Source organism: Aquabacterium sp., assembly GCF_030652515.1.
Lineage (GTDB): Bacteria > Pseudomonadota > Gammaproteobacteria > Burkholderiales > Burkholderiaceae_C > Aquabacterium.
The window spans coordinates 24832-45736 of record NZ_JAUSAR010000137.1; the positions used below are offsets into that span (position 1 = coordinate 24832).

Annotated in this window: 20 protein-coding genes; 17 read left to right on the forward strand and 3 right to left on the reverse strand. The window is 59.2% G+C overall.

Translation table 11 applies throughout. The features are described 5' to 3' along the window. Window positions 1–41 precede the first annotated feature (41 nt). Window positions 42–1964 (reverse strand): molecular chaperone DnaK, encoded by a 1923-nt coding sequence (dnaK, locus tag Q7V20_RS16070; RefSeq protein WP_304793317.1) that lies wholly within the window; start codon window positions 1962–1964, stop codon window positions 42–44. A gap of 93 nt (window positions 1965–2057) precedes the next feature. After that, window positions 2058–2648, reverse strand: a complete 591-nt coding sequence (gene grpE / locus Q7V20_RS16075) for a nucleotide exchange factor GrpE (protein ID WP_370652485.1) — start codon at window positions 2646–2648, stop codon at window positions 2058–2060. 62 nt (window positions 2649–2710) lie between these two features. Between grpE and Q7V20_RS16080 the strand changes: the two genes are divergently transcribed. Next, window positions 2711–3880, forward strand: a complete 1170-nt coding sequence (locus tag Q7V20_RS16080) for an MFS transporter (protein WP_304793319.1) — start codon at window positions 2711–2713, stop codon at window positions 3878–3880. A gap of 2 nt (window positions 3881–3882) precedes the next feature. On the opposite strand, the gene Q7V20_RS16085 is transcribed toward Q7V20_RS16080, so the two are convergent. Further along, the gene (locus Q7V20_RS16085) at window positions 3883–4344 is read right to left on the reverse strand and encodes an Lrp/AsnC family transcriptional regulator (RefSeq protein WP_304793321.1); all 462 of its coding nucleotides are present in this window, start codon (window positions 4342–4344) and stop codon (window positions 3883–3885) included. Between the two features lie 174 nt (window positions 4345–4518). On the opposite strand from Q7V20_RS16085, the gene leuA reads away from it, so the two are divergent. The 16 genes from leuA (at window position 4519) to folC (ending at window position 20889) form a co-directional block, all read left to right on the forward strand. Beyond that, complete coding sequence (gene leuA, locus Q7V20_RS16090; RefSeq protein ID WP_304793324.1) at window positions 4519–6216, forward strand: 2-isopropylmalate synthase; 1698 nt, start codon at window positions 4519–4521, stop codon at window positions 6214–6216. Window positions 6217–6322: 106 nt separating this feature from the next. After that, on the forward strand, window positions 6323–7723 hold the full coding sequence (leuC, locus tag Q7V20_RS16095) for a 3-isopropylmalate dehydratase large subunit (RefSeq protein ID WP_304793327.1): 1401 nt from the start codon (window positions 6323–6325) through the stop codon (window positions 7721–7723). 10 nt (window positions 7724–7733) lie between these two features. After that, window positions 7734–8009 (forward strand): hypothetical protein, encoded by a 276-nt coding sequence (locus Q7V20_RS16100; protein ID WP_304793331.1) that lies wholly within the window; start codon window positions 7734–7736, stop codon window positions 8007–8009. Then, a complete protein-coding gene (locus tag Q7V20_RS16105; protein WP_304793334.1) occupies window positions 8009–8251 on the forward strand; it encodes a hypothetical protein in 243 nt (80 codons plus the stop codon). Before Q7V20_RS16100 ends, Q7V20_RS16105 begins: the two co-directional genes overlap by 1 nt. Before the next feature lie 23 nt (window positions 8252–8274). Continuing rightward, window positions 8275–8913 (forward strand): 3-isopropylmalate dehydratase small subunit, encoded by a 639-nt coding sequence (gene leuD / locus Q7V20_RS16110; RefSeq protein WP_304793337.1) that lies wholly within the window; start codon window positions 8275–8277, stop codon window positions 8911–8913. Window positions 8914–8945: 32 nt separating this feature from the next. Beyond that, window positions 8946–10010 carry a 3-isopropylmalate dehydrogenase gene (leuB, locus tag Q7V20_RS16115; protein WP_304793340.1) on the forward strand — a complete coding sequence of 355 codons (1065 nt, stop codon included), beginning with the start codon at window positions 8946–8948 and terminating at the stop codon, window positions 10008–10010. Window positions 10011–10031: 21 nt separating this feature from the next. Continuing rightward, a complete protein-coding gene (asd, locus tag Q7V20_RS16120; protein ID WP_304793343.1) occupies window positions 10032–11135 on the forward strand; it encodes an aspartate-semialdehyde dehydrogenase in 1104 nt (367 codons plus the stop codon). Between the two features lie 199 nt (window positions 11136–11334). Next, complete coding sequence (locus Q7V20_RS16125; protein WP_304793344.1) at window positions 11335–13935, forward strand: FimV/HubP family polar landmark protein; 2601 nt, start codon at window positions 11335–11337, stop codon at window positions 13933–13935. A 5-nt stretch (window positions 13936–13940) separates the two neighbouring features. After that, window positions 13941–14612, forward strand: a complete 672-nt coding sequence (locus Q7V20_RS16130; protein WP_304793347.1) for a CbiQ family ECF transporter T component — start codon at window positions 13941–13943, stop codon at window positions 14610–14612. Continuing rightward, window positions 14609–15385 (forward strand): tRNA pseudouridine(38-40) synthase TruA, encoded by a 777-nt coding sequence (gene truA, locus Q7V20_RS16135; protein ID WP_304793350.1) that lies wholly within the window; start codon window positions 14609–14611, stop codon window positions 15383–15385. The genes Q7V20_RS16130 and truA overlap by 4 nt, the downstream gene beginning before the upstream one ends. 14 nt (window positions 15386–15399) lie before the next feature. Then, a complete protein-coding gene (locus Q7V20_RS16140; RefSeq protein ID WP_304793352.1) occupies window positions 15400–16047 on the forward strand; it encodes a phosphoribosylanthranilate isomerase in 648 nt (215 codons plus the stop codon). After that, window positions 16025–17224 carry a tryptophan synthase subunit beta gene (gene trpB, locus Q7V20_RS16145; RefSeq protein ID WP_304793355.1) on the forward strand — a complete coding sequence of 400 codons (1200 nt, stop codon included), beginning with the start codon at window positions 16025–16027 and terminating at the stop codon, window positions 17222–17224. Before Q7V20_RS16140 ends, trpB begins: the two co-directional genes overlap by 23 nt. Continuing rightward, window positions 17221–18018 (forward strand): tryptophan synthase subunit alpha, encoded by a 798-nt coding sequence (gene trpA, locus Q7V20_RS16150; RefSeq protein ID WP_304793358.1) that lies wholly within the window; start codon window positions 17221–17223, stop codon window positions 18016–18018. Before trpB ends, trpA begins: the two co-directional genes overlap by 4 nt. 13 nt (window positions 18019–18031) lie before the next feature. Further along, on the forward strand, window positions 18032–18916 hold the full coding sequence (gene accD / locus Q7V20_RS16155; protein WP_304793361.1) for an acetyl-CoA carboxylase, carboxyltransferase subunit beta: 885 nt from the start codon (window positions 18032–18034) through the stop codon (window positions 18914–18916). 16 nt (window positions 18917–18932) lie between these two features. Further along, window positions 18933–19604 (forward strand): hypothetical protein, encoded by a 672-nt coding sequence (locus Q7V20_RS16160; RefSeq protein ID WP_304793364.1) that lies wholly within the window; start codon window positions 18933–18935, stop codon window positions 19602–19604. 1 nt (window position 19605) lies between these two features. Further along, entirely contained in the window at window positions 19606–20889 is a 1284-nt protein-coding gene (gene folC, locus Q7V20_RS16165; protein ID WP_304793514.1) for a bifunctional tetrahydrofolate synthase/dihydrofolate synthase, read from the forward strand. Window positions 20890–20905 lie beyond the last annotated feature (16 nt).

The following is a 20905-nucleotide window of genomic DNA, read 5'->3' on the forward strand; positions in this document are numbered from 1 at the left end:
CGCACGCGCCCCACCGGTTACAACCTCAATTAATTTCCGGCTTACTTCTTGTCTTTGACTTCGGTGAACTCGGCATCCACCACATCGCCTTCGTCAGCCTTGGCTTCCGGTTGCGCACCGCCTTGTGCGCCTTGCGTCTTGGCCTGCTCGGCGGCATACATCTTTTCGCCCAGCTTCTGCGCGGCAGTGGCCAGTGCTTCGGTCTTGGCGTCAATGGCTGCCTTGTCGTCGCTCTTCACCACTTCTTCGGCTTCCTTCACGGCAGCTTCGATGGCGGCTTTTTCGTCGGCAGACAGTTGCTCGCCGTATTCCTTCATCGACTTGTTGGTGGAATGGATCAGGCCATCCAATTGGTTGCGCGAAGTCACCAGTTCCATCGCCTTTTTGTCTTCGTCGGCGTGTGCTTCGGCATCCGCCACCATGCGCTGGATCTCTTCTTCACTCAAGCCGGAGCTGGCCTTGATGGTGATATTGGCTTCTTTGCCGGTGGCCTTGTCCTTGGCGCCCACATGCAAAATGCCGTTGGCGTCGATGTTGAAGGTCACTTCGATCTGCGGCATGCCGCGCGGTGCGGGCGGGATGTCGGCCAGATTGAATTGCCCCAAGCTCTTGTTGCCCGAAGACATCTCGCGCTCGCCCTGCAGCACGTGGATGGTCACCGCAGACTGGTTGTCGTCGGCAGTCGAGAACACTTGCGATGCCTTGGTCGGGATCGTGGTGTTCTTCTTGATAAGCTTGGTCATCACGCCGCCCATGGTTTCGATACCCAGAGACAACGGGGTCACGTCCAGCAGCAGCACGTCTTTCACTTCACCCTGCAGCACGCCGCCCTGGATCGCCGCGCCAACCGCCACGGCTTCGTCCGGGTTCACGTCCTTGCGCGCTTCCTTGCCGAAGAACTCTTTAACTTTTTCCTGCACCATCGGCATACGGGTCTGGCCGCCGACCAGAATCACGTCGGCGATGTCGGCGTTGGTTACGCCCGCATCCTTCATGGCGATCTTGCACGGCTCGATGGTGCGTGCGACCAGGTCTTCCACGATGCTTTCCAGCTTGGCGCGGGTGATCTTCACGGCCAGGTGTTTCGGGCCGGTCGCGTCTGCCGTGATGTACGGCAGGTTCACTTCGGTCTGCTGTGCGGAAGACAGCTCGATCTTGGCTTTTTCCGCCGCGTCTTTCAGGCGCTGCAGGGCCAGCATGTCCTTCTTCAGGTCGACGCCGCTTTCCTTCTTGAACTCTTCCACCAGGAACTCGATCACGCGCATGTCGAAGTCTTCGCCGCCGAGGAAGGTGTCGCCGTTGGTGGACAGCACTTCGAACTGGTGCTCGCCGTCGATTTCGGCGATGTCGATGATGGAGATGTCGAACGTGCCGCCACCTAGGTCATACACCGCGATCTTGCGGTCGCCTTCCTGCTTGTCCAGGCCGAAAGCCAGCGCAGCCGCAGTCGGCTCGTTGATGATGCGCTTCACGTCCAGACCGGCGATGCGACCTGCGTCCTTGGTGGCCTGGCGCTGCGAGTCGTTGAAGTAGGCCGGAACCGTGATGACGGCTTCGGTGACGGGCTCGCCGAGGTAGTCTTCGGCGGTCTTCTTCATCTTGGCCAGCACTTGCGCGGAAATTTCCGGTGCGGAGATTTCCTTGTCGCGCACCTTTCCCCAGGCGTCGCCGTTCTTGGCCTTGACGATGGTATAGGGCACCATGTTGATATCTTTTTGAACCATCGGCTCTTCGAAACGACGGCCAATCAGGCGCTTCACGCCGTACAGGGTGTTCTTCGGGTTGGTCACGGCCTGGCGTTTGGCGGGCGCGCCCACCAGTACTTCACCGTCTTCCATGTAGGCGATGATGGAAGGTGTCGTGCGCGTACCTTCCGCGTTCTCGATCACCTTGGTCTTGCCGTTTTCCATGATGGCCACGCAGGAGTTCGTCGTGCCCAGGTCGATACCGATGATTTTTCCCATGATGCTTTCCTTTCAGTTGAATTCTTAAGATTGGTTGAATGCCGTTGTTGCCTTGCCGCCTAACATCAGGGCGGCATTCGATATTTCAAGTGCTTATTCCTTGGACTTCGCCACCATGACCAGGGCCGGGCGCAAAATGCGGTCATTCAGGCTGTAGCCCTTCTGCATCACGTTGACCACGGTGTTCGCCTCCTGCTCGCTTTCCAGCATGCCGATGGCCTGGTGCTTGTGCGGGTCCAGCTTTTCCCCGACCGGGTTGATTTCCTTGATATTGAACTTCTCGAACACGCTGGAGAGCTGCTTCAGCGTCAATTCCATGCCGCTCTTGAAACTCTCGATATTGTCGGTCTGCACGGCCATGCCGGCTTCCAGGCTGTCCTTCACGGCCAGCATCTCGTTGGAGAAGCGCTCCACGGCGAACTTCTGTGCCTTGCTCACGTCTTCGGCGGCACGGCGGCGGATGTTCTCGCTCTCGGCCTTGGCGTACATCCAGGCGTCGTAGTGTTCCTGCGCCTTGCGCTCGGACTCCTGCAGCATCTCTTCCAGGCTGGGCGTGGTGTCCGGTGCTGTTTCGGCGGCCGGGGTCGCCTGCGCTTGCTCGTTCTGCTGGGTGTTTTCGTTCTTTTCCATGCTGCTCTCCTGTTTTCGACTTCGGGCAAATTGGGGCGGGATGGGGGATTTCAAGTGTCATGGCGAATTTTTTTTTTCGCATGAGATAATGCGGCCCGTTCAGTTGCCCGTCTGTTATGTACACCACCAAGAACTACCACTGGCGCATCGCCGGCTTTTACTTTTTTTATTACGCCTTCGTGGGGATGTTCTCGCCCTACTGGAGTTTGTATCTGCAATCCATCCACTTCGATGCCATCGAAATCTCCATTTTGATGTCGATTCAGCCTGTGATGCGCATGGTCGCGCCCAACATCTGGGGCTGGTTGGCCGACCACACCGGAAAACGGCTGCTGGTGGTGCAGGTCGCCGCCAGCCTGAGCGCGCTGTTCTATCTGGGGGTGTTCGCCACCACCGACTTCTGGGGCCTGTTCCTGGTGCTCGCGCTGATGAGCTTCTTCTGGAGCGCTTCCATGCCCCTGGTCGAAGCGACCACGCTCAGTTATCTGGGCAAGAACACCGCGCATTACGGGCGCATACGGTCCTGGGGGTCCATCGGTTTCATCGTCTCTGTGGTGGGGTTGGGCTATGCCTTTGACTACATTGCGATTGCATGGTTGCTGTGGGCGGGGCTGGTGTGCGAGGTCGGCATCCTGATTTTCTCGCGCCAGATCCCAAAGACCGAAGTGCTGGCGCATCACACCGATCACCAGCCGATCCGGCAAATCCTGCTGCAGCCGCGCGTGCTGGCGCTGTTCGGCGCGTGCTTTTTGATGTCCGTCGCGCACGGTCCTTACTACACCTTCTTTTCCATCTACCTGGTCGAGCACGGTTATGCCAAGAGCGTGGTGGGCGGGCTGTGGGCGCTGGGGGTGATCTGCGAGATCGGCGTGTTTTTCTTGATGCCCGCGCTGGTGCGGCGTTTCGGCTTCACGCGCATCCTGCTGGTCAGCTTCAGCGCGGCGGTGCTGCGCTTTCTGCTCATCGGCTGGGCGGTGGACGTGGTCGTGCTGCTGCTGTTGGCGCAGGTGTTGCACGCGCTGTCCTTTGGCGCTTTCCATGCCGCCTCGGTGGGCCTGGTGCACCAGTTCTTCCAGGGGCGGCATCAATCCCGAGGGCAGGCGCTGTATGGCAGCTTCACCTACGGTGCGGGCGGCATGCTGGGCGGCCTGGCGAGCGGCCCGATCTGGCAGCACTGGGGCGCGTCGGCGCTGTACACCTTCAGTGCCGGAATGGCTTTGGCGGGGCTGCTTCTGATGTGGTGGAAACTGCGCAACATGGAAAATGCCAGGGCGCCAGGGGCATAGGTTCAGAGCGGCAGCGCTGTCTTGTCCACTACCCGCCGCAATACAAAACTCGAATGCACGCCCGTGACACCCTCGATGCGGGTAATGCGGTTCAGCAGCAATTCCTGGTAGGCGTCCATGTCTTTCACCACCACCTTGAGCTGGTAGTCGGCGTCCTGTCCTGTGATCAACAGGCATTCCAGCACATCCGGGATTTCCACAACTTTCGCCTCGAAATTGCCGAGGCGCTCCGGCGTATGTTTATCCATCGAGATCAGGATCAGCGCCGTCAGGGACAGCCCCAACTTTTTCGCGTCCAGCAATGCGCGGTATCCGGTGATCAGTCCGGATTCTTCCAGCGCATGCAAGCGGCGCAAGCAGGGAGAAGGCGTGAGGCTGATGCGGTCGGCCAAATCCTGGTTGCTGATGCGCCCGTCTGCCTGCAGTACACGCAAAATCTGTAAATCGTAGCTGTCTAGTTGCATGATATTTCCAGTTAGTCGACTTGCGGGGTGGATAGTTCTAACTATAACGCCAATATGCGCAATATTATTGCCAATAAGTCAATTATTTGGGTGAAGTACGCAAGTATCTGCCGAGGATGTTCTATTAATATGCAACTCATTGAGTTTATGTAAATTACTTAAGGAGTGATCATCATGTTGCGACATCCCGAAACCAAATACAGGCCGTTTCAGCCGATCAATCTGCCCGACCGCCAATGGCCAAACCGCACCATCACCAGGCCGCCAGTCTGGATGAGTACGGATTTGCGCGACGGCAACCAATCTTTGTTCGAGCCCATGAACGCCGAACGCAAGATGCGCATGTTCCACATGCTTTGCGATATCGGTTTCAAGGAGATCGAGGTCGCTTTCCCTTCGGCTTCGGCCACGGATTTCAATTTTGTGCGCGGCTTGATCGAGGGAGGGCATATTCCGGAGGATGTCACCATCGAAGTGCTGACCCAGGCGCGTGAGCACTTGATTCGCCGCACCATGGAATCGCTCAAGGGCGTGCGCCGGGCCATCGTGCATGTGTACAACCCTGTCTCCAAGCCATTTCGCGAAATTGTGTTCCGGATGAGCAAGGCGGAGGTGGTCGATATGGCCGTGTCCGCTGTGAAACTGGTCAAACAGTTGGCTGCCGAACAGCCGGAGACGGAATGGGTGCTTGAATACAGCCCGGAAACCTTCACGGCGACCGAGCTCGATTTCTCTCTCGAAATTTGCAATGCGGTGACCGAAGCCTGGAGCGCGACGCCGGACAATAAAGTTATTCTCAATTTACCGATTACCGTGGAGCTTGCCACGCCCAATGTCTATGCGGACCAGATCGAGTGGATGCATCGCCACCTCGCGCGGCGTGACAGCGTGATTCTCAGTTTGCACACGCATAACGACCGGGGCACGGCCGTGGCGTCCGCCGAACTCGGCTTGATGGCCGGTGCCGACCGCGTCGAGGGTTGTCTTTTCGGCAGCGGGGAACGCACCGGCAATGTGGATATCGTGACGCTGGCCTTGAACCTCTATACGCAGGGCGTAGCTCCCGGGCTGGATTTCTCCGACATCAACGCGGTGGCGCGCACGGTCGAGTATTGCAACCAGATGCCCATCCATCCGCGCCATCCGTATGTGGGCGATTTGGTTTTCACGGCTTTTTCCGGCTCGCACCAGGATGCGATCAAGAAGGGTTTTGCCGTGCAGCAGCCGGAGGCAGCCTGGAACGTGCCTTATTTGCCGGTCGATCCCAAGGATGTGGGGCGAAATTACGACTCGGTGATTCGCGTCAACAGCCAGTCCGGGAAGGGCGGCGTCGCGTATTTGCTGGAGACGGAATACGGCGTCGTCATGCCGCGCCGTTTGCAGGTCGAGTTTTCCGGTGTCGTGCAGAAGCATGCCGACAGCCATGGCGGTGAAATCAGTGCTGCGGAGATATGGCGGCTGTTCGCGGCAACCTATTTCGACACGGCCGAACCGGTGCATTACCGGGAACACCATCTGTTTGAGCATGGCGCGGCACAAGGCATACGGTTGAATGTGGAAATCAACGGGACGTCGCATTTGCTGGCAGGCGAAGGGAATGGGCCCATTGATGCCGCAGTTCATGCCCTGCAAAGTGCGGGATTCGGTGTTCAGGTTCGCAGCTATGAAGAGCGTTCGATGAGTGCAAGCAGCGCTGCGGGCGATGCAAGAGCCTGTGCATTCATGGAGATAGCCAATTCACAGGGTGGTGCCGAGTGCTATGGAGTGGGCATGGACTCGAACATCGTGACCGCATCGATCAAAGCGCTGGTGAGCGGCGTCAATCGGGCGGAACTGGCCGTGCAAAGCACGATCCGGAAGCGGGCGGCTTAGGCGTATTTTGACCGGTAACCATCCCGGAAGAGCCCCGGATGGGGTGGTGCTGTTTGGGATGGCGCGGCGGCTGTGGCATAATCACAAGCTCTATTGAGGTGTGGAAATGAACGCAAAAACGTTGTACGACAAACTCTGGGACAGCCACGTGGTGCGGCAGGAAGCCGACGGCACGGTGCTGCTGTATATCGACCGTCATCTGGTGCATGAAGTCACCAGTCCGCAGGCCTTCGAGGGCCTGAAGCTGTCCAACCGCGGCCTGTGGCGCACTTCGTCGATTCTGGCTGTGGCCGATCACAATGTGCCGACCACCAACCGTGCGGCGGGTATCGCCGATCCGGTCTCGCGTTTGCAGGTCGATACGCTGGATGCGAATTGCGCCGAGTTCAAGGTGACCGAATTCAGGATGAACGACGTACGTCAGGGCATCGTGCACGTGATCGGCCCGGAGCAGGGCGCGACCTTGCCGGGCATGACGGTGGTGTGCGGCGATTCGCATACCAGCACGCATGGCGCGTTCGCGGCATTGGCGCACGGCATCGGCACGTCCGAGGTTGAGCATGTGATGGCCACGCAGTGCCTGATGGCGAAGAAGTCCAAAGCCATGCTGGTCAGGGTGGAAGGTGCGCTCGGCCGCGGCGTAACGGCCAAGGATATCGCGCTCGCGGTAATCGGCAAGATCGGCACGGCGGGCGGCACGGGCTATGCCATCGAATTCGCGGGCAGTGCGATCCGCGCGCTGAGCATGGAAGGCCGCATGACCCTGTGCAACATGGCCATCGAAGCGGGCGCCCGCGCGGGCATGGTGGCGGCGGACGACACGACGATCAATTACGTGAAGGGCCGTCCGTTCGCCCCGCAGGGTGGCGACTGGGACAAGGCGGTGGCCTACTGGAAGACGCTGCACAGCGATGTCGGGGCGAAATTCGACGCAACGGTGGAACTGGATGCCGCGCAGATCAGGCCACAGGTGACCTGGGGTACCTCGCCGGAGATGGTGGTGGCGGTTGACGGGCGCGTGCCCGACCCGGCAACGGCCGCCGATGCAGTGAAGCGCGGCGACTGGGAACGCGCACTGGTTTACATGGGATTGCAGGCCAATACGCCGATCACCGAGATCAGGATCGACAAGGTGTTCATCGGTTCCTGCACCAACGGGCGCATCGAGGACATGCGCGCGGCAGCTGCGGTGGCCAAGGGCAAGAAAGTTGCGGCCAACGTGAAGCTGGCGATGGTGGTGCCCGGTTCCGGCCTGGTGAAACAGCAGGCCGAGCAGGAAGGCCTGGACAAGATATTGATCGCGGCCGGTTTCGAGTGGCGCGATCCGGGTTGCTCCATGTGTCTGGCGATGAACGACGACCGGCTCGCGCCGGGCGAGCGCTGTGCGGCAACGTCCAACCGCAACTTCGAGGGACGGCAGGGGCAGGGCGGCCGTACGCATCTGGTGAGCCCGGAGATGGCGGCGGCGGCGGCAATCGCGGGCCATTTTGTGGACGTGAGCCTGTAGGAGTGAGGTCATGAAGAAATCGATTGTGTTGATGCTGTTGCTGAGTGCGTTCCTGTACCAGAATGCTTTCGCAGAGGAAGAAAAAAGCGTTCCCCAGAAAGTGGGCGAAAGCGTGAAGAAAGGTGGCGAAGCCGCGGGGCAGGGCATCGAAAAGGGCGCCGAGGTTGTCGGGAAGGGTCTCAAGAAAGGCGGCGAGGCGACGGTCAAGGGCGTCAAGAAGGCCGGCGAGTGGGTTGGCAAGAAGCTGCAAAAAGGCGGCGAAAAACTGGAGAGGGCGAGCGAGTGATGCAACGCGTTCTCATGGTATTGGTCTTGTCTCTGTTTACAGCGGGCGCGCTGGCTGAAACACCCCGTGTGATCAAGAAGGCCGGGGAAGGTATTGAGAAGGGCGAAGCTGCAGCCGGGCGCGGCCTGAAAAAAGGCGGACGGGCGGTCGGCCGCGGCATCGAAAAAGGGGTCAAGTATCCCGTCAAGGGCATCAAGAAAGCCGGGAGCTGGCTTGATAAGAAGTTGGGCAAAGGCGGCTAACAATTGAAAAAAGCGAGTGAGTGATGCGTAAGTTTTCGTTACTGGATGGCTTGGTAGTGCCGTTGGATAGAGCCAACGTGGATACCGACGCGATCATCCCCAAGCAGTTCCTGAAGTCGATCAAGCGTTCCGGCTTCGGCCCCAACGCGTTCGACGAATGGCGCTACCTCGACCACGGCGAACCGGGCATGGACAACAGCAAGCGTCCGCTGAACAAGGACTTCGTGCTGAACCAGCCGCGCTATCAGGGCGCGCAGATTCTGCTGGCACGCGAAAACTTCGGTTGCGGTTCGTCGCGCGAGCATGCGCCGTGGGCGCTGGAAGACTACGGCTTTCATGTCATCATCGCGCCGAGCTTTGCCGATATCTTCTTCAACAACTGTTTCAAGAACGGTCTGTTGCCGATCAGACTGGATGCGGCAATCGTTGACGCGCTGTTCAAGGCGGTGGAAGCCAACTCCGGCTACAAGCTGAAGGTCGACCTGGAGCAGCAGGCCATCACCGCGCCTGACGGCAAGGTCTACAAGTTCGAAGTGGATGCCTTCCGCAAGCATTGCCTGCTGAACGGGCTGGATGATATCGGCCTGACCTTGCAGCATGTGGAAGACATCAAGTCGTATGAAGCCAGGCATCGCGCGGCGCAGCCGTGGCTGTTTGCGTAATCGTTTTTTTGTAAATTCGAATGGAAAAGCAGATGAAGATCGCAGTTTTGCCGGGTGACGGCATCGGACCGGAAATCGTTGCACAGGCCGTAAAAGTGCTGGAAGCGTTGCGCAGCGACGGCTTGAAGATCGAAATGGAACATGCGCACATCGGCGGCGCGGGCTACGATGCGGCGAACGACCCGTTGCCGGAAGCAACCCTGAAACTGTCCAAAGAGTCCGATGCGGTATTACTCGGCGCCGTGGGCGGTTATCAATACGACAATCTGCCGCGCCCGATGCGCCCCGAGCAGGGCCTGCTGCGCATTCGCAAGGGCCTGGGCCTGTTCGCCAACCTGCGTCCGGCGATGGTTTATCCCGAGCTGGTGAATGCTTCCACGTTGCGCTCCGACATCGTGTCCGGTCTGGACATCATGATCCTGCGCGAACTGACCGGCGACATTTACTTCGGCCAGCCGCGCGGCATTCGCACGCTGGAAAGCGGTGAACGCCAGGGCTTCGATACCATGCACTACAGCGAGTCAGAGATTCGCCGCGTGGCGCATGTCGGTTTCCAGATCGCCATGAAGCGCAACAAGAAGCTGTGCTCGGTGGACAAGGCCAACGTGCTCGACACCAGCATGTTCTGGCGCGAGATCGTCACCGAAGTGGCGAAGGAATATCCGCAGGTCGCGCTGTCGCACATGTACGTGGACAACGCCGCGATGCAACTGGTGCGCGCGCCCAAGCAGTTCGACGTGATCCTCACCGGCAACATTTTCGGCGACATCCTGTCGGACGAAGCCTCGATGCTGACCGGCTCCATCGGCATGCTGCCGTCGGCGTCGCTGGTTGCGAACAACAAGGGGCTTTACGAACCCTGCCTCGGCTCCGCGCCGGACATCGCGGGCAAGGATATCGCCAATCCGCTGGCGACCATCCTGTCGGTGGCGATGATGATGCAGTACACGTTCGCCAAGCCTGATGTTGCGCAGCGTATCGAAGCGGCGGTGCGCAAGGTGTTGCAGCAAGGTCTGCGCACGGGCGATATCTACGAGGACGGCAAGCAAAAGGTCGGCTGTGCCGCGATGGGCGATGCGGTTGTCGCAGCGCTATAAATTTTGAATTAAGGAAGAATTATGAAAGTAGGCTTGATCGGTTGGCGCGGTATGGTGGGTTCGGTGCTCATGCAGCGCATGCGCGAAGAAAAAGATTTTGACCTGATCGATGCGGTGTTCTTCACTACGTCGAATGCCGGCGGACAAGCGCCAGCCGAAGGGCGCGGCGTGCCGCTGAAGGACGCATACGACCTGAACGAACTGAAGGCGATGGACACCATCATCTCCTGCCAGGGCGGCGACTACACCACCGAGATTTTCCCCAAGCTGCGCGCGGCCGGCTGGAACGGCTACTGGATTGACGCGGCATCCACGCTGCGCATGGAAAAGGACGCGGTCATCATTCTTGACCCGGTCAACCTCGACCTCATCAAGAAATCGCTGGCGAACGGCGGCAAGAATTTTATAGGCGGCAACTGCACCAACAGCATCCTGCTGATGGGCCTGGGCGGCCTGTTCCATGCAGGCCTGGTGGAGTGGGTTTCGTCCATGACCTACCAGGCGGCAAGCGGTGCGGGCGCGCAGAACATGCGCGAACTGCTGAACCAGATGGGCGTGGCTTACGCTTGCGTCTCCGATCTGCTGGCCGATCCCAAGTCGGCCATTCTGGACATCGACCGCCGTCTGGCAGAGAAGCTGCGCTCGGCGGACATGCCCACCGAAAATTTCGGCGCTCCGCTGGCAGGCAGCCTGATCCCGTGGATCGACAAGCAACTCGACAACGGCCAGTCCAAGGAGGAGTGGAAAGGCAAGGCCGAGGTCAACAAGATACTGGGTACTGACGCTGTGATTCCCGTGGACGGTCTGTGCGTGCGCATCGGCGCGATGCGCTGCCACAGCCTGGCGCTTACCCTCAAGCTGAAGAAGGACGTTCCCCTGAGCGAAATCGAAGCGCTGATCAAGGGCGGCAATCCCTGGGTCAAATTTGTGCCGAACGAGCGCAGTATCTCGGTGCGCGAACTGACTCCGGTGTCCGTGACCGGCAAACTGGATATCGCCGTCGGCCGCGTACGCAAGATGGAACTTGGCCCCGAGTATGTAAGTGCTTTCGTATGTGGCGACCAGTTGCTGTGGGGGGCTGCGGAACCGTTGCGCCGTATGCTGCGTATCCTGTTGGGCAAGTAGTTCGGCGGGGTAAATCTGGTTTTTAACTGGTGGTTAACGCATGAACTTAAGGGAAAAGTGAGCTTGCATCACTAACCCTATGATGTTAATCTGAATAACGTCTGGGCAAATAAAGGGTGGCGGCGTGCTGAAATCAATTCTAAAAACGTCTGTATATATAGTCTGCTTGGCTGGGTCGGGTATCACCTGGGCAGCAGGCTTGGGTGGCATCAATGTCACGTCATCACTGGGGCAGCCGCTGAAGGCAGAGATCGAAGTGGTCGCTGTCGACAGGGGCGACAAATCAAGCCTGAGAGCCAAACTGGCCTCCGCCGACGCGTACAAGAACGCCGGCGTCGACTACCCATACAATTTCCCCAAACTCAAATTCCAGATTGAAGAGCGACCCAGTGGCGATCCTTACATCAAGGTGACCACCGCGCAGTCGGTGAACGACCCGTTCGTGACCTTGATGGTTGAGTTGAGCTGGTCATCCGGCAAGCTGTTGCGCGAATACACATTCCTGCTTGATCCGATTGACTACAAAGCGGCGCAACCCAAGCCGGAAGTAGTGCAGCCCATCGAGCCTGTCATGGCAGTACCTGCCGTCGAACCGGCTCCGGTGCCGGTGCCCGCGCCAATCGTTGCCGCTGAACCCGAAGCAGAACCCGTTGCTGCACAAGCGCTGGAGGAAACTCCACCCGTTGTTGAAGCAGCGCCAGCTCCGGTTGCCGAAGCACCCGTTGAAGCTGCTCCTGTTGTTGAAGCCGCCCCGGTTGCCGAAGCCGCACCTGCGGAACAAGAACCGGCCTTGGTTGAGGCTGAACCTGTCGAAATGACCCCCATGACTCAGGACCCGCTGAGCAAGGAAGAGGCGATGGACGAAGCCGCTCCGGGAACCGCACCCGAGCAGATCGTCGTGATGCGCGGCGACACGCTGACCAAGATCGCTGCACAAATCAAGCCTGCCAACGTCAGCCTGGAGCGCATGCTGGTTACGTTGTACCGCGAGAATGCAGGCATGTTCGACGGTCACAACATGAACCGTATCCGTGCCGGGAAGATACTTTACGTTCCTTCTAACGAGGCGGTGGAAATGCTGCCCCAGGCCGATGCCGAGGAAGAGATTCGCGCGCAGGCAGCCGACTGGAATGCCTATCGCCAGAAATTGGCGGCAGTGAGCACGCCGCGAGTGGAGCTTGATGACAAGCAGGAAGTCACCGGCAAGATCAGTGCTGCGGTAATCGACAAGGCGTCGGTCAGCAAGGAACCCCCCAAGGAAGTGCTGAAGCTCTCCAAGGGCGAGGCTCCGAACGACAAGGCAGTGGGCGGCGGCAAGACCTCGGCGCAGGAACAGGCGATTGCCAAGGAAGAAGAAGCCATCGCCAGCAGCAAGGCGTTGAAGGAAGCGCAAGAGCGCACCGCGATTCTGGAAAAGAACGTGCAGGATCTGAAACGCCTGGAAGAATTGAAGAAAGAATCCGCACCGGTTGCGGCATCTGCTCCGCCTGCAGTGGTTGCGCTGAATGCCGCTTCCGCTCCGCAAGCTGCCAGCAGCGTGGCGCCCGCCAAACCCAAGGTCGTGCCGCCCAAGGTTGTCGAGCAACCTTCACTGGTTGATCAGATTCTGGGCGAGCCGCTGTATCTGGCCGGGCTTGCAGCATTGCTGCTGCTTCTGGGCGGATTGGGACTCATGGCCGCGCGCCGCGGCAAGCAGGGCGGCAAGAAGAAAGATGCTTCCAAGAACAAGAAGAAGGAAGACATCGGCAGTACCACCGGACGCATAGCGGCGCCGGTTGCGCCGTCGCCCGAGACAGGCGACTTTACCCATGCGGCCGTGCAGACGGCAACGATGGCGGTAGCGGAGACCGAGGAAGTTGATCCCATCGGTGAAGCGGATTTGTTCCTGACTTTCGGCCGCGATGCGCAGGCGGAAGAGGTTCTGAAAGAAGCGTTGAAGAAGAACCCGAACAACATTCCGGTCAAACTCAAACTGTTGTCCATCTATGTCACGCGCAAGGATACAAATTCCTTCTACAGCTATGCCCGCGAGATCAAGGAATCCGGCGATGAATCTGCCTGGGATCAGACTGCCAAAATGGGGCGCGAGCTGGATCCGACCAATCCCTTCTACGGCGGCAGTGCAGCTGCGGCACCGGCGGCCGATATCCCCGCTGCACCGGCGGCGGCAAATCCCTCGGTGGACTTCGACCTGGGCTTCGGCTCGCCGACGACCACCATGCCCAATTTTGCGAGCCAGAAGACGGTAGTCATCGAGCCGACGGTTGAGTCGCACGAAAAGACCACAATCCTGTCGTCAGAGGAATTGCGCAGCGCCCAGACGACGACGATGGATTTCGACATCACCGGAACCAACCCCGGCTTCCCGGCGGCTAAACCCCAGGCGCCCAACCAGGATACGACTACCGCCCTGAATATGGACGATCTGGTGTTTGACGTGACCGCGACCCATCCGAGGGTGCCGGTTCCGCCGCCTGCACCGGCCGCTCCGTCGCAGGATGACAGCATGGCGTTCACGCTCGATTTCCCGACCGAAACCACGGCCAAGTTCACCGCTCCTGCGCCCGAAATGGGGCTGGGGGACATCAATCTGGATATGGATCTGCTGCGGCCGTCCGCAGGCTCTTCCGGTGTGAAGGACGAGCGCTGGCAGGAAGTGGCCACCAAACTCGACCTGGCCAAGGCGTATCAGGAAATGGGCGATACCGCCGGTGCACGCGAGATTTTGGACGAAGTGTTGCGCGATGGCGACGACCAGCAGCGCGAGTCAGCGCAAACTCTGATGCAACAGTTGCTGTAATCGGCTTGAACGTACCGGACGGCAGCCTGTACGGCTGCCGTTTTCATTTGAACGATATGAAAATCATCCCGCATCCTGCCGTGCAGATCCTCGTTTGGGCGTTGCTCGCCTTGCTGGCACAACGCCTGCAACCGCTGCCTTTGCTTTCGCTGTGCGCCGTGCTGTTCGGTCTGGCTTTGGTTCTGAGCTCCAGGCAATTGCTCGCCCTGCTGCGGCGCACGCGCTGGATATTGTTTTCCCTGCTGCTGATCTATGCTTACACGACGCCCGGCGCGGCGCTGTGGACCCGGTTGGGCGTCCTGTCGCCCACGCACGAAGGGTTGCTGGACGGGCTGCTGCAATTGGGGCGATTGCTGAGCGTGCTGTCCGGACTGGCGATTCTGCTGGAACTGCTGCCGCTGGAGCGACTCATCAGCGGTTTGTACACCCTGGCCTATCCGCTGCGCTGGTTTGGCCTGTCGCGCGAACGCATTGCCGTGCGTTTGGCGCTGACGCTTGAATACGCCGAGTCGGCCATGGGTGATACGGCCAAGGACTGGCGCACGACCATAGCTTCCGCATTGCAGCCCGCCACAACGGGCGGCGCGCATATCGAGTTGCGCCTGCAGGCGTTCGGTCTGGTCGATGCCCTGCTATTGCTGGCAAGTGTCGCCGTGCTGGCAGGAGTATGGCGATGAGGATCGCGCTCGGTGTCGAGTATGACGGCAGCGGCTACAACGGCTGGCAGAGCCAGCCGGATGTGCCCAATGTGCAGGACACCTTGCAAGCGGCCTTGAGCGAAATCGCGGGCGAAAGCATCGCGGTCCTTGCCGCCGGGCGCACCGATACCGGCGTGCACGCGCTGGAGCAGGTCATTCATTTCGACACCGGTACCGAGCGGCCGCTCAATGCCTGGGTGCGCGGCACGAATGCATTTCTGCCCAAGGATATTGCCGTGCTGTGGGCGCATTCGGTGAGCGAGGAATTTCATGCACGCTTTTCGGCGCAGGCGCGCAGTTACCAGTATGTGCTCGTCAACCGTCCTTCGCGCCCCGCCGTGCACCACGGCAAAATGGGCTGGTTCCACTTGCCGCTGGATGTGGCTGCGATGCGCGAGGCCGCGCAATACCTGCTGGGCGAACATGATTTCAGCGCCTTTCGCTCCTCACAATGCCAGGCCAAGACGCCAGTGAAAAACCTGGCACAGCTGGACATCCGGCAAGAGGGCGACACCATTATCTTCAATCTGACCGCCAATGCCTTTTTGCACCACATGGTGCGCAACATTCTGGGGTGCCTGCTGTATGTGGGTAAAGGCAAGCATGCGCCGGAATGGATGGGCGAAGTGCTGGCGGGCGGCGACCGCAAGTACGCTGCACCGACATTTGCACCGGACGGCCTGTACCTGCGCCATATCACCTACGACGAAAAGTGGGGCCTGCCGCAAGGTACAATGCCGCCCTGTCTTTGAAATAAAGCAATCTCATGAGTCCCATTACCCGAACACGGATAAAAATCTGCGGCCTGACGCGCGAGCAGGATGTGCTGGCTGCAGCGCGCGCCGGTGCGGACGCGTTGGGGCTGGTGTTCTACGAAAAAAGCCCGCGCCACGTCGGGTTGTCGCAAGCTGTCCAGTTGGCACGGACCGTACCGCCGTTTGTTACGGTGGTTGGGTTGTTCGTGAACCCATCTGTCGATTACGTGCGCGAAGTGCTGTCAAAAGTGCCGCTCGATGTGTTGCAGTTCCACGGCGAAGAAACGCCTGAGTTCTGCACCCAGTTCGGCAGGCCTTACCTCAAGGCGATCCGGGTCAGGGCGGGAGTGGATTTGATACAATGCGCAGCCCGTTATGCCGGTGCTCAGGGTTTGTTGCTCGATGCCTATGTCGAAGGCACGCAGGGCGGCACGGGCGAGTCGTTCGATTGGGCGCTTATCCCGCAGAACCTGCCGTTGCCGGTGATCCTGTCCGGCGGTTTGCATGCGGGCAATGTGGCGGCGGCGATTCGGCAAGTGCAGCCTTACGCGGTGGATGTGTCCAGCGGCGTGGAGGCGGAAAAAGGAATCAAAGATGCGGCGAAAATCGCCGCATTCATAAACGAGGTTGAGAACGTTGACTTACAGTTATCCCGATAAGAACGGCCATTTCGGTCCCTACGGCGGCATCTACATGGCCGAGACGCTGATTCCGGCGGTGGAAGAATTGCGCCAGCAGTACCTGCGTTTCCGCGACGATCCCGAATTCAAGGCCGAATTCGCTTACGAGCTGAAACACTACGTCGGTCGTCCCAGCCCCATCTACTACGCCAAGCGCCTGTCGGAAAGCCTGGGCGGCGCGCAAATCTACCTGAAGCGCGAAGACCTGAACCATACCGGCGCGCACAAGATCAACAACGCCATCGGCCAGGCGCTACTTGCAAAAAGAATGGGCAAGAAGCGCGTCATCGCCGAGACCGGCGCGGGCATGCACGGCGTGGCGACCGCCACCGTGGCGGCGCGCTTCGGCATGGAGTGCATTGTGTACATGGGCGCGGAAGACATCCAGCGCCAGGCACCCAACGTGTTCCGTATGAAGCTGCTGGGCGCGACTGTCGTTCCCGTGGAAAGCGGCTCCAAAACGCTCAAGGATGCGTGTAATGAAGCCATCCGCGACTGGGTTACCAACGTCGAAAGCACGTTCTATATCTTCGGCACGGCGGCCGGCCCGCATCCGTACCCGATGATGGTGCGCGACTTTCAGTGCGTGATCGGTAATGAAGCCAAGGTGCAGATGCCGGAAATGATCGGCCGCCAGCCGGATGCGGTGATTGCCTGCGTGGGCGGCGGTTCCAATGCGATTGGCTTGTTCTATCCCTACATCGAGGAAACAAGCGTGCAGATCATCGGCGTGGAGGCAGGCGGTCACGGCATCGCCAGCGGTCAGCATGCCGCACCGCTCACCGGCAATGCCAAGGTCGGCGTGTTGCACGGCAACAAGGTTTATCTGATGCAGGACGAGAACGGCCAGATCATCGAGACGCACTCCATCTCGGCAGGACTCGATTACCCCGGCGTCGGCCCCGAACACTGCCTGCTCAAGGATCAGGGGCGCGCGCAGTATGTCGCCATCAACGACGACGAAGCCATTGGTGCCTTCGATGCACTGTGCCGCTTCGAGGGCATTATCCCCGCGCTGGAATCCAGCCATGCGCTGGCACACGCGATGAAAATCGCGCCGACGATGGCGAAAGACAAAGTGCTGCTGGTGAACCTGTCCGGTCGCGGCGACAAGGACATGAATACTGTGGCGAAATTGAAGGGCATCACGCTATGAGCCGCATCGATACGACCTTCGGCAAACTCAAGCAACAACAGCGCAAAGCGCTCATCCCCTTCGTCACCGCAGGCGATCCGTCGCAGCAACTTACCGTGCCGTTGATGCACGGTCTGGTGGCGGCGGGTGCGGACGTGCTTGAGCTGGGTGTGCCGTTCTCCGACCCGATGGCGGACGGACCGGTGATTCAGCGCGCTTCCGAGCGCGCGCTCAAACAGGGCATGTCGCTGCGCGGCGTGCTGGGCATGGTGGCCGAATTCCGCAAGCAGGATGCTGCCACCCCGGTAGTGCTGATGGGCTACGGCAATCCGATTGAGGCCATGGGCTGGGAAGTGTTCGCGCAGCGCTGCGCGGAAGTTGGTGTGGACGGTGTGCTGACGGTGGACTTCCCGCCGGAAGAAAGCCATGCGGCGTTCGAGCATCTGCAACGCCACAACATCGCCCCCATTTTTCTGTTGGCGCCGACCACCAACGAGGCGCGCATCGAACATGTCGCCAAGCTGGCGCGCGGCTATGTGTATTACGTTTCGCTCAAGGGCGTGACCGGCTCGGGAGCCATCGACCTGTCCGCCATCGAGCAGAAGCTGCCGCAACTGCGCAAGCACATCAAGCTGCCCATCGGTGTCGGCTTCGGTATCCGCGATGCGGCGACAGCCAAGGCGGTTTCAAAACTATGCGACGGCGTGGTGGTGGGCAGCCGCATCGTGCAGGAAATCGAGAATTCCAATGAAAATAATGTAGTCGCCAATGTGGGCAAATTGGTGAAAGAATTGCGTCAGGCGATAGATCAATAAATAGGAGAACGATATGAGCTGGTTCCAAAAACTGTTACCGCCCAAGATCAAGCGCCGCGAGAGCGCAGACGTTAAAAAGAGCGTACCGGACGGCCTGTGGCACAAATGCCCGTCCTGCCAGGCTGTGCTGTACCACGCCGACCTGGAAAAGAATTTCAGTGTCTGCCCAAAGTGTAGCCATCATCACCGCATTACCGCGCGTACCCGTCTGGATTGGCTGCTGGATAACGAGGGCCGCTTCGAAATCGGCGCCGAAGTCTTGTCGGTCGACACCCTGAAATTCAAGGACCAGAAGAAATACAGCGACCGCCTGGTCGAGGCGAAGAAGAAGACCGACGAGGATGATGCGCTGGTCGTGCTGCAAGGCAGTATCCATGCGTTGCCGGTTGTGGTGGCCGCGTTCGAGTTCGATTTCATGGGCGGCTCGATGGGCTCGGTCGTCGGCGAACGCTTCGTCCGCGGCGTGCAAGTCGCGCTGGAGCAGAAATGCCCCTTCATCTGCTTCGCTGCCAGCGGTGGTGCGCGTATGCAGGAAGGCCTGCTGTCGCTGATGCAGATGGCCAAGACCAGCGCCGCGCTTACGCAACTGAGCGAAGCCAGGCTGCCCTTCATCTCCGTACTCACCGACCCCACCATGGGCGGTGTGTCGGCCAGCTTCGCCTTCCTGGGCGACGTCGTGATTGCCGAACCCGGCGCGCTGATCGGCTTTGCCGGTGCGCGCGTTATTCAGCAGACCGTGCGCGAGACGCTGCCGGACGGTTTCCAGCGGGCCGAGTTCCTGATGGAACATGGCGCCATCGACATGATCGTGGACAGGCGCCAGATGCGCGACCAACTGGCTACGCTGATCACGCTGCTGACCAAGCAGGATGCGGTGGCGAGGTTGGAGGCGGCTTAGTGGCTGCCTGAAATATATGAAGAAAAACTATTTTGATGGTGCGAAATTAGCATTCATCATTAGTTTTTTTCCTTTTGTTACAGGATGTGCGACTTTAGCATCCCAAAAGATAGGGGTTATGGACGAAGTTGGCATCGGCTTTGAAAGCCTGCATACGGACGGAGAACAAATATTTGTTCAATACAAAGTCAATACCTATCCAGCCCCTCCGTGGAATTTTGACAATGGAAAGCCAGTTGAGTCGAATTCCCTGCGATGGGCTGTGGCGGAAATCGGGAAAGTAAACTGGGCGAGGGGACTTGATTGGGGTGTAGGGGCGTGGGCGCATACAGAATTGCAACTGTTGCCGACAACATTTTTGCTGCCCACGGCGCCCAACATGACTACTATTCCTATCGCAAGCACAAAAGATAAAAATACCTTTAATCGTGAAATGGAAGGGGCCTTTCTTGCTGGACGGCCTATTTTTGCATCTGCCTTCTACAACTCGTCTATTACATTGACTCGCCCAGATCCGGTTAATCATGAAACTTATCAGTTTTCGCAACTACTTTTACCGGAACACGTTGATCAGCCGTATGCTCAAATAAAGCGCGCTATTGCTTTGCCTTTTGCATTGGTATTTGATGCTGCGACACTTATCATCCAGGCGCCTATATTTTTGTTTGTGGCAATTCGTGGGCAGTAATATGGAAATGGCAGGGAGTAAATTTCAATCTCTTTCTGACTGGCTAACCTATCTCGAATCCCTGCATCCCAAAACTATCGCGCTCGGTCTGGAGCGCGTGGCGCAAGTCAAACAGCGGCTGAATCTCCAGCCCCAGTTCCCAGTTATCATCGTTGGCGGCACCAATGGCAAAGGTTCGGTGTGTGCCATGCTGGAATCAGTCCTGCATGCCGCCGGGTACAAGGTCGGCTGTTATACCTCGCCACATCTACTGGATTACAACGAGCGCGTGCGCATCGCCAAACGGCAGGCGAACGATGCAGAGCTGTGTGCTTCGTTTGCTGAGATCGAGCAGGTGCGCGGCGATATCGCGCTGACCTATTTCGAGTTTGGCACGCTGGCTGCCATGCAGTGCTTTATTTCTCACAAGGTCGATGTCGCCATTCTCGAAGTCGGACTGGGCGGCAGGCTGGATGCGGTGAATGTATTCGACGCGGATGTTGCGGTGGTGACCAGTGTGGATATAGATCACGTCGATTATCTGGGCGATACGCGCGAGCAGATTGCCTTCGAGAAGGCCGGCATTTTCCGCAAGGGGTGCGTGGCGATTTGTGCGGACAGCGATGTGCCGCAGGCGCTGCGCCGGCACGCGCAGGAGATCGGCGCGGAGTTGTGGTGCATCGGCAGCGAGTTCGGATTTGCCAAACATGACGGACAGTGGGATTACCGCAGCAATGTGGGTTCGCGCAGTGCCTTGTCTTACCCGGCCTTGCGCGGCGCCTTCCAGTTGAGCAATGCCAGTGCCGTCCTGGCGGCGCTGGATGCTGTCAGGGATAAATTGCCCGTGAACATGCAATCAGTACGGCGCGGCTTGGCCGAGGTGGAGCTTGCCGGGCGTTTCCAGTTCGTGCCGGGCAGGCCGCAGTTGATCCTGGATGTGGCGCACAACCCGCATGCGGCGCGTTCGCTGGCGCAAAACCTGGCCAATTTGCCGCCCGCAAAGACGTTTGCGGTGTTTTCCATGCTCAAGGATAAGGATATGGACGGCGTGGTGCGGGCGCTGGACGAGCAGGTCGATGTGTGGCTGGTGGCGGGAATAGATGCGCCGCGCGGGGCGACGACCGCTGAACTGGTGCATGTGCTGCAAAATGCCGGAGTGCGCGGCGAGGTTAAACCCTGCGTTTCACTCGTCGATGCGGTGAATGAGGCCCGCAATCGCGCGAGCGAAAATGATAGAATCGCGGCCTTCGGATCATTCTATACGGTAGCGGAAGTGATGCGGGTGCGCGGCATGCGCGGCGGCTGAGCTTTCTCCTTGAAAT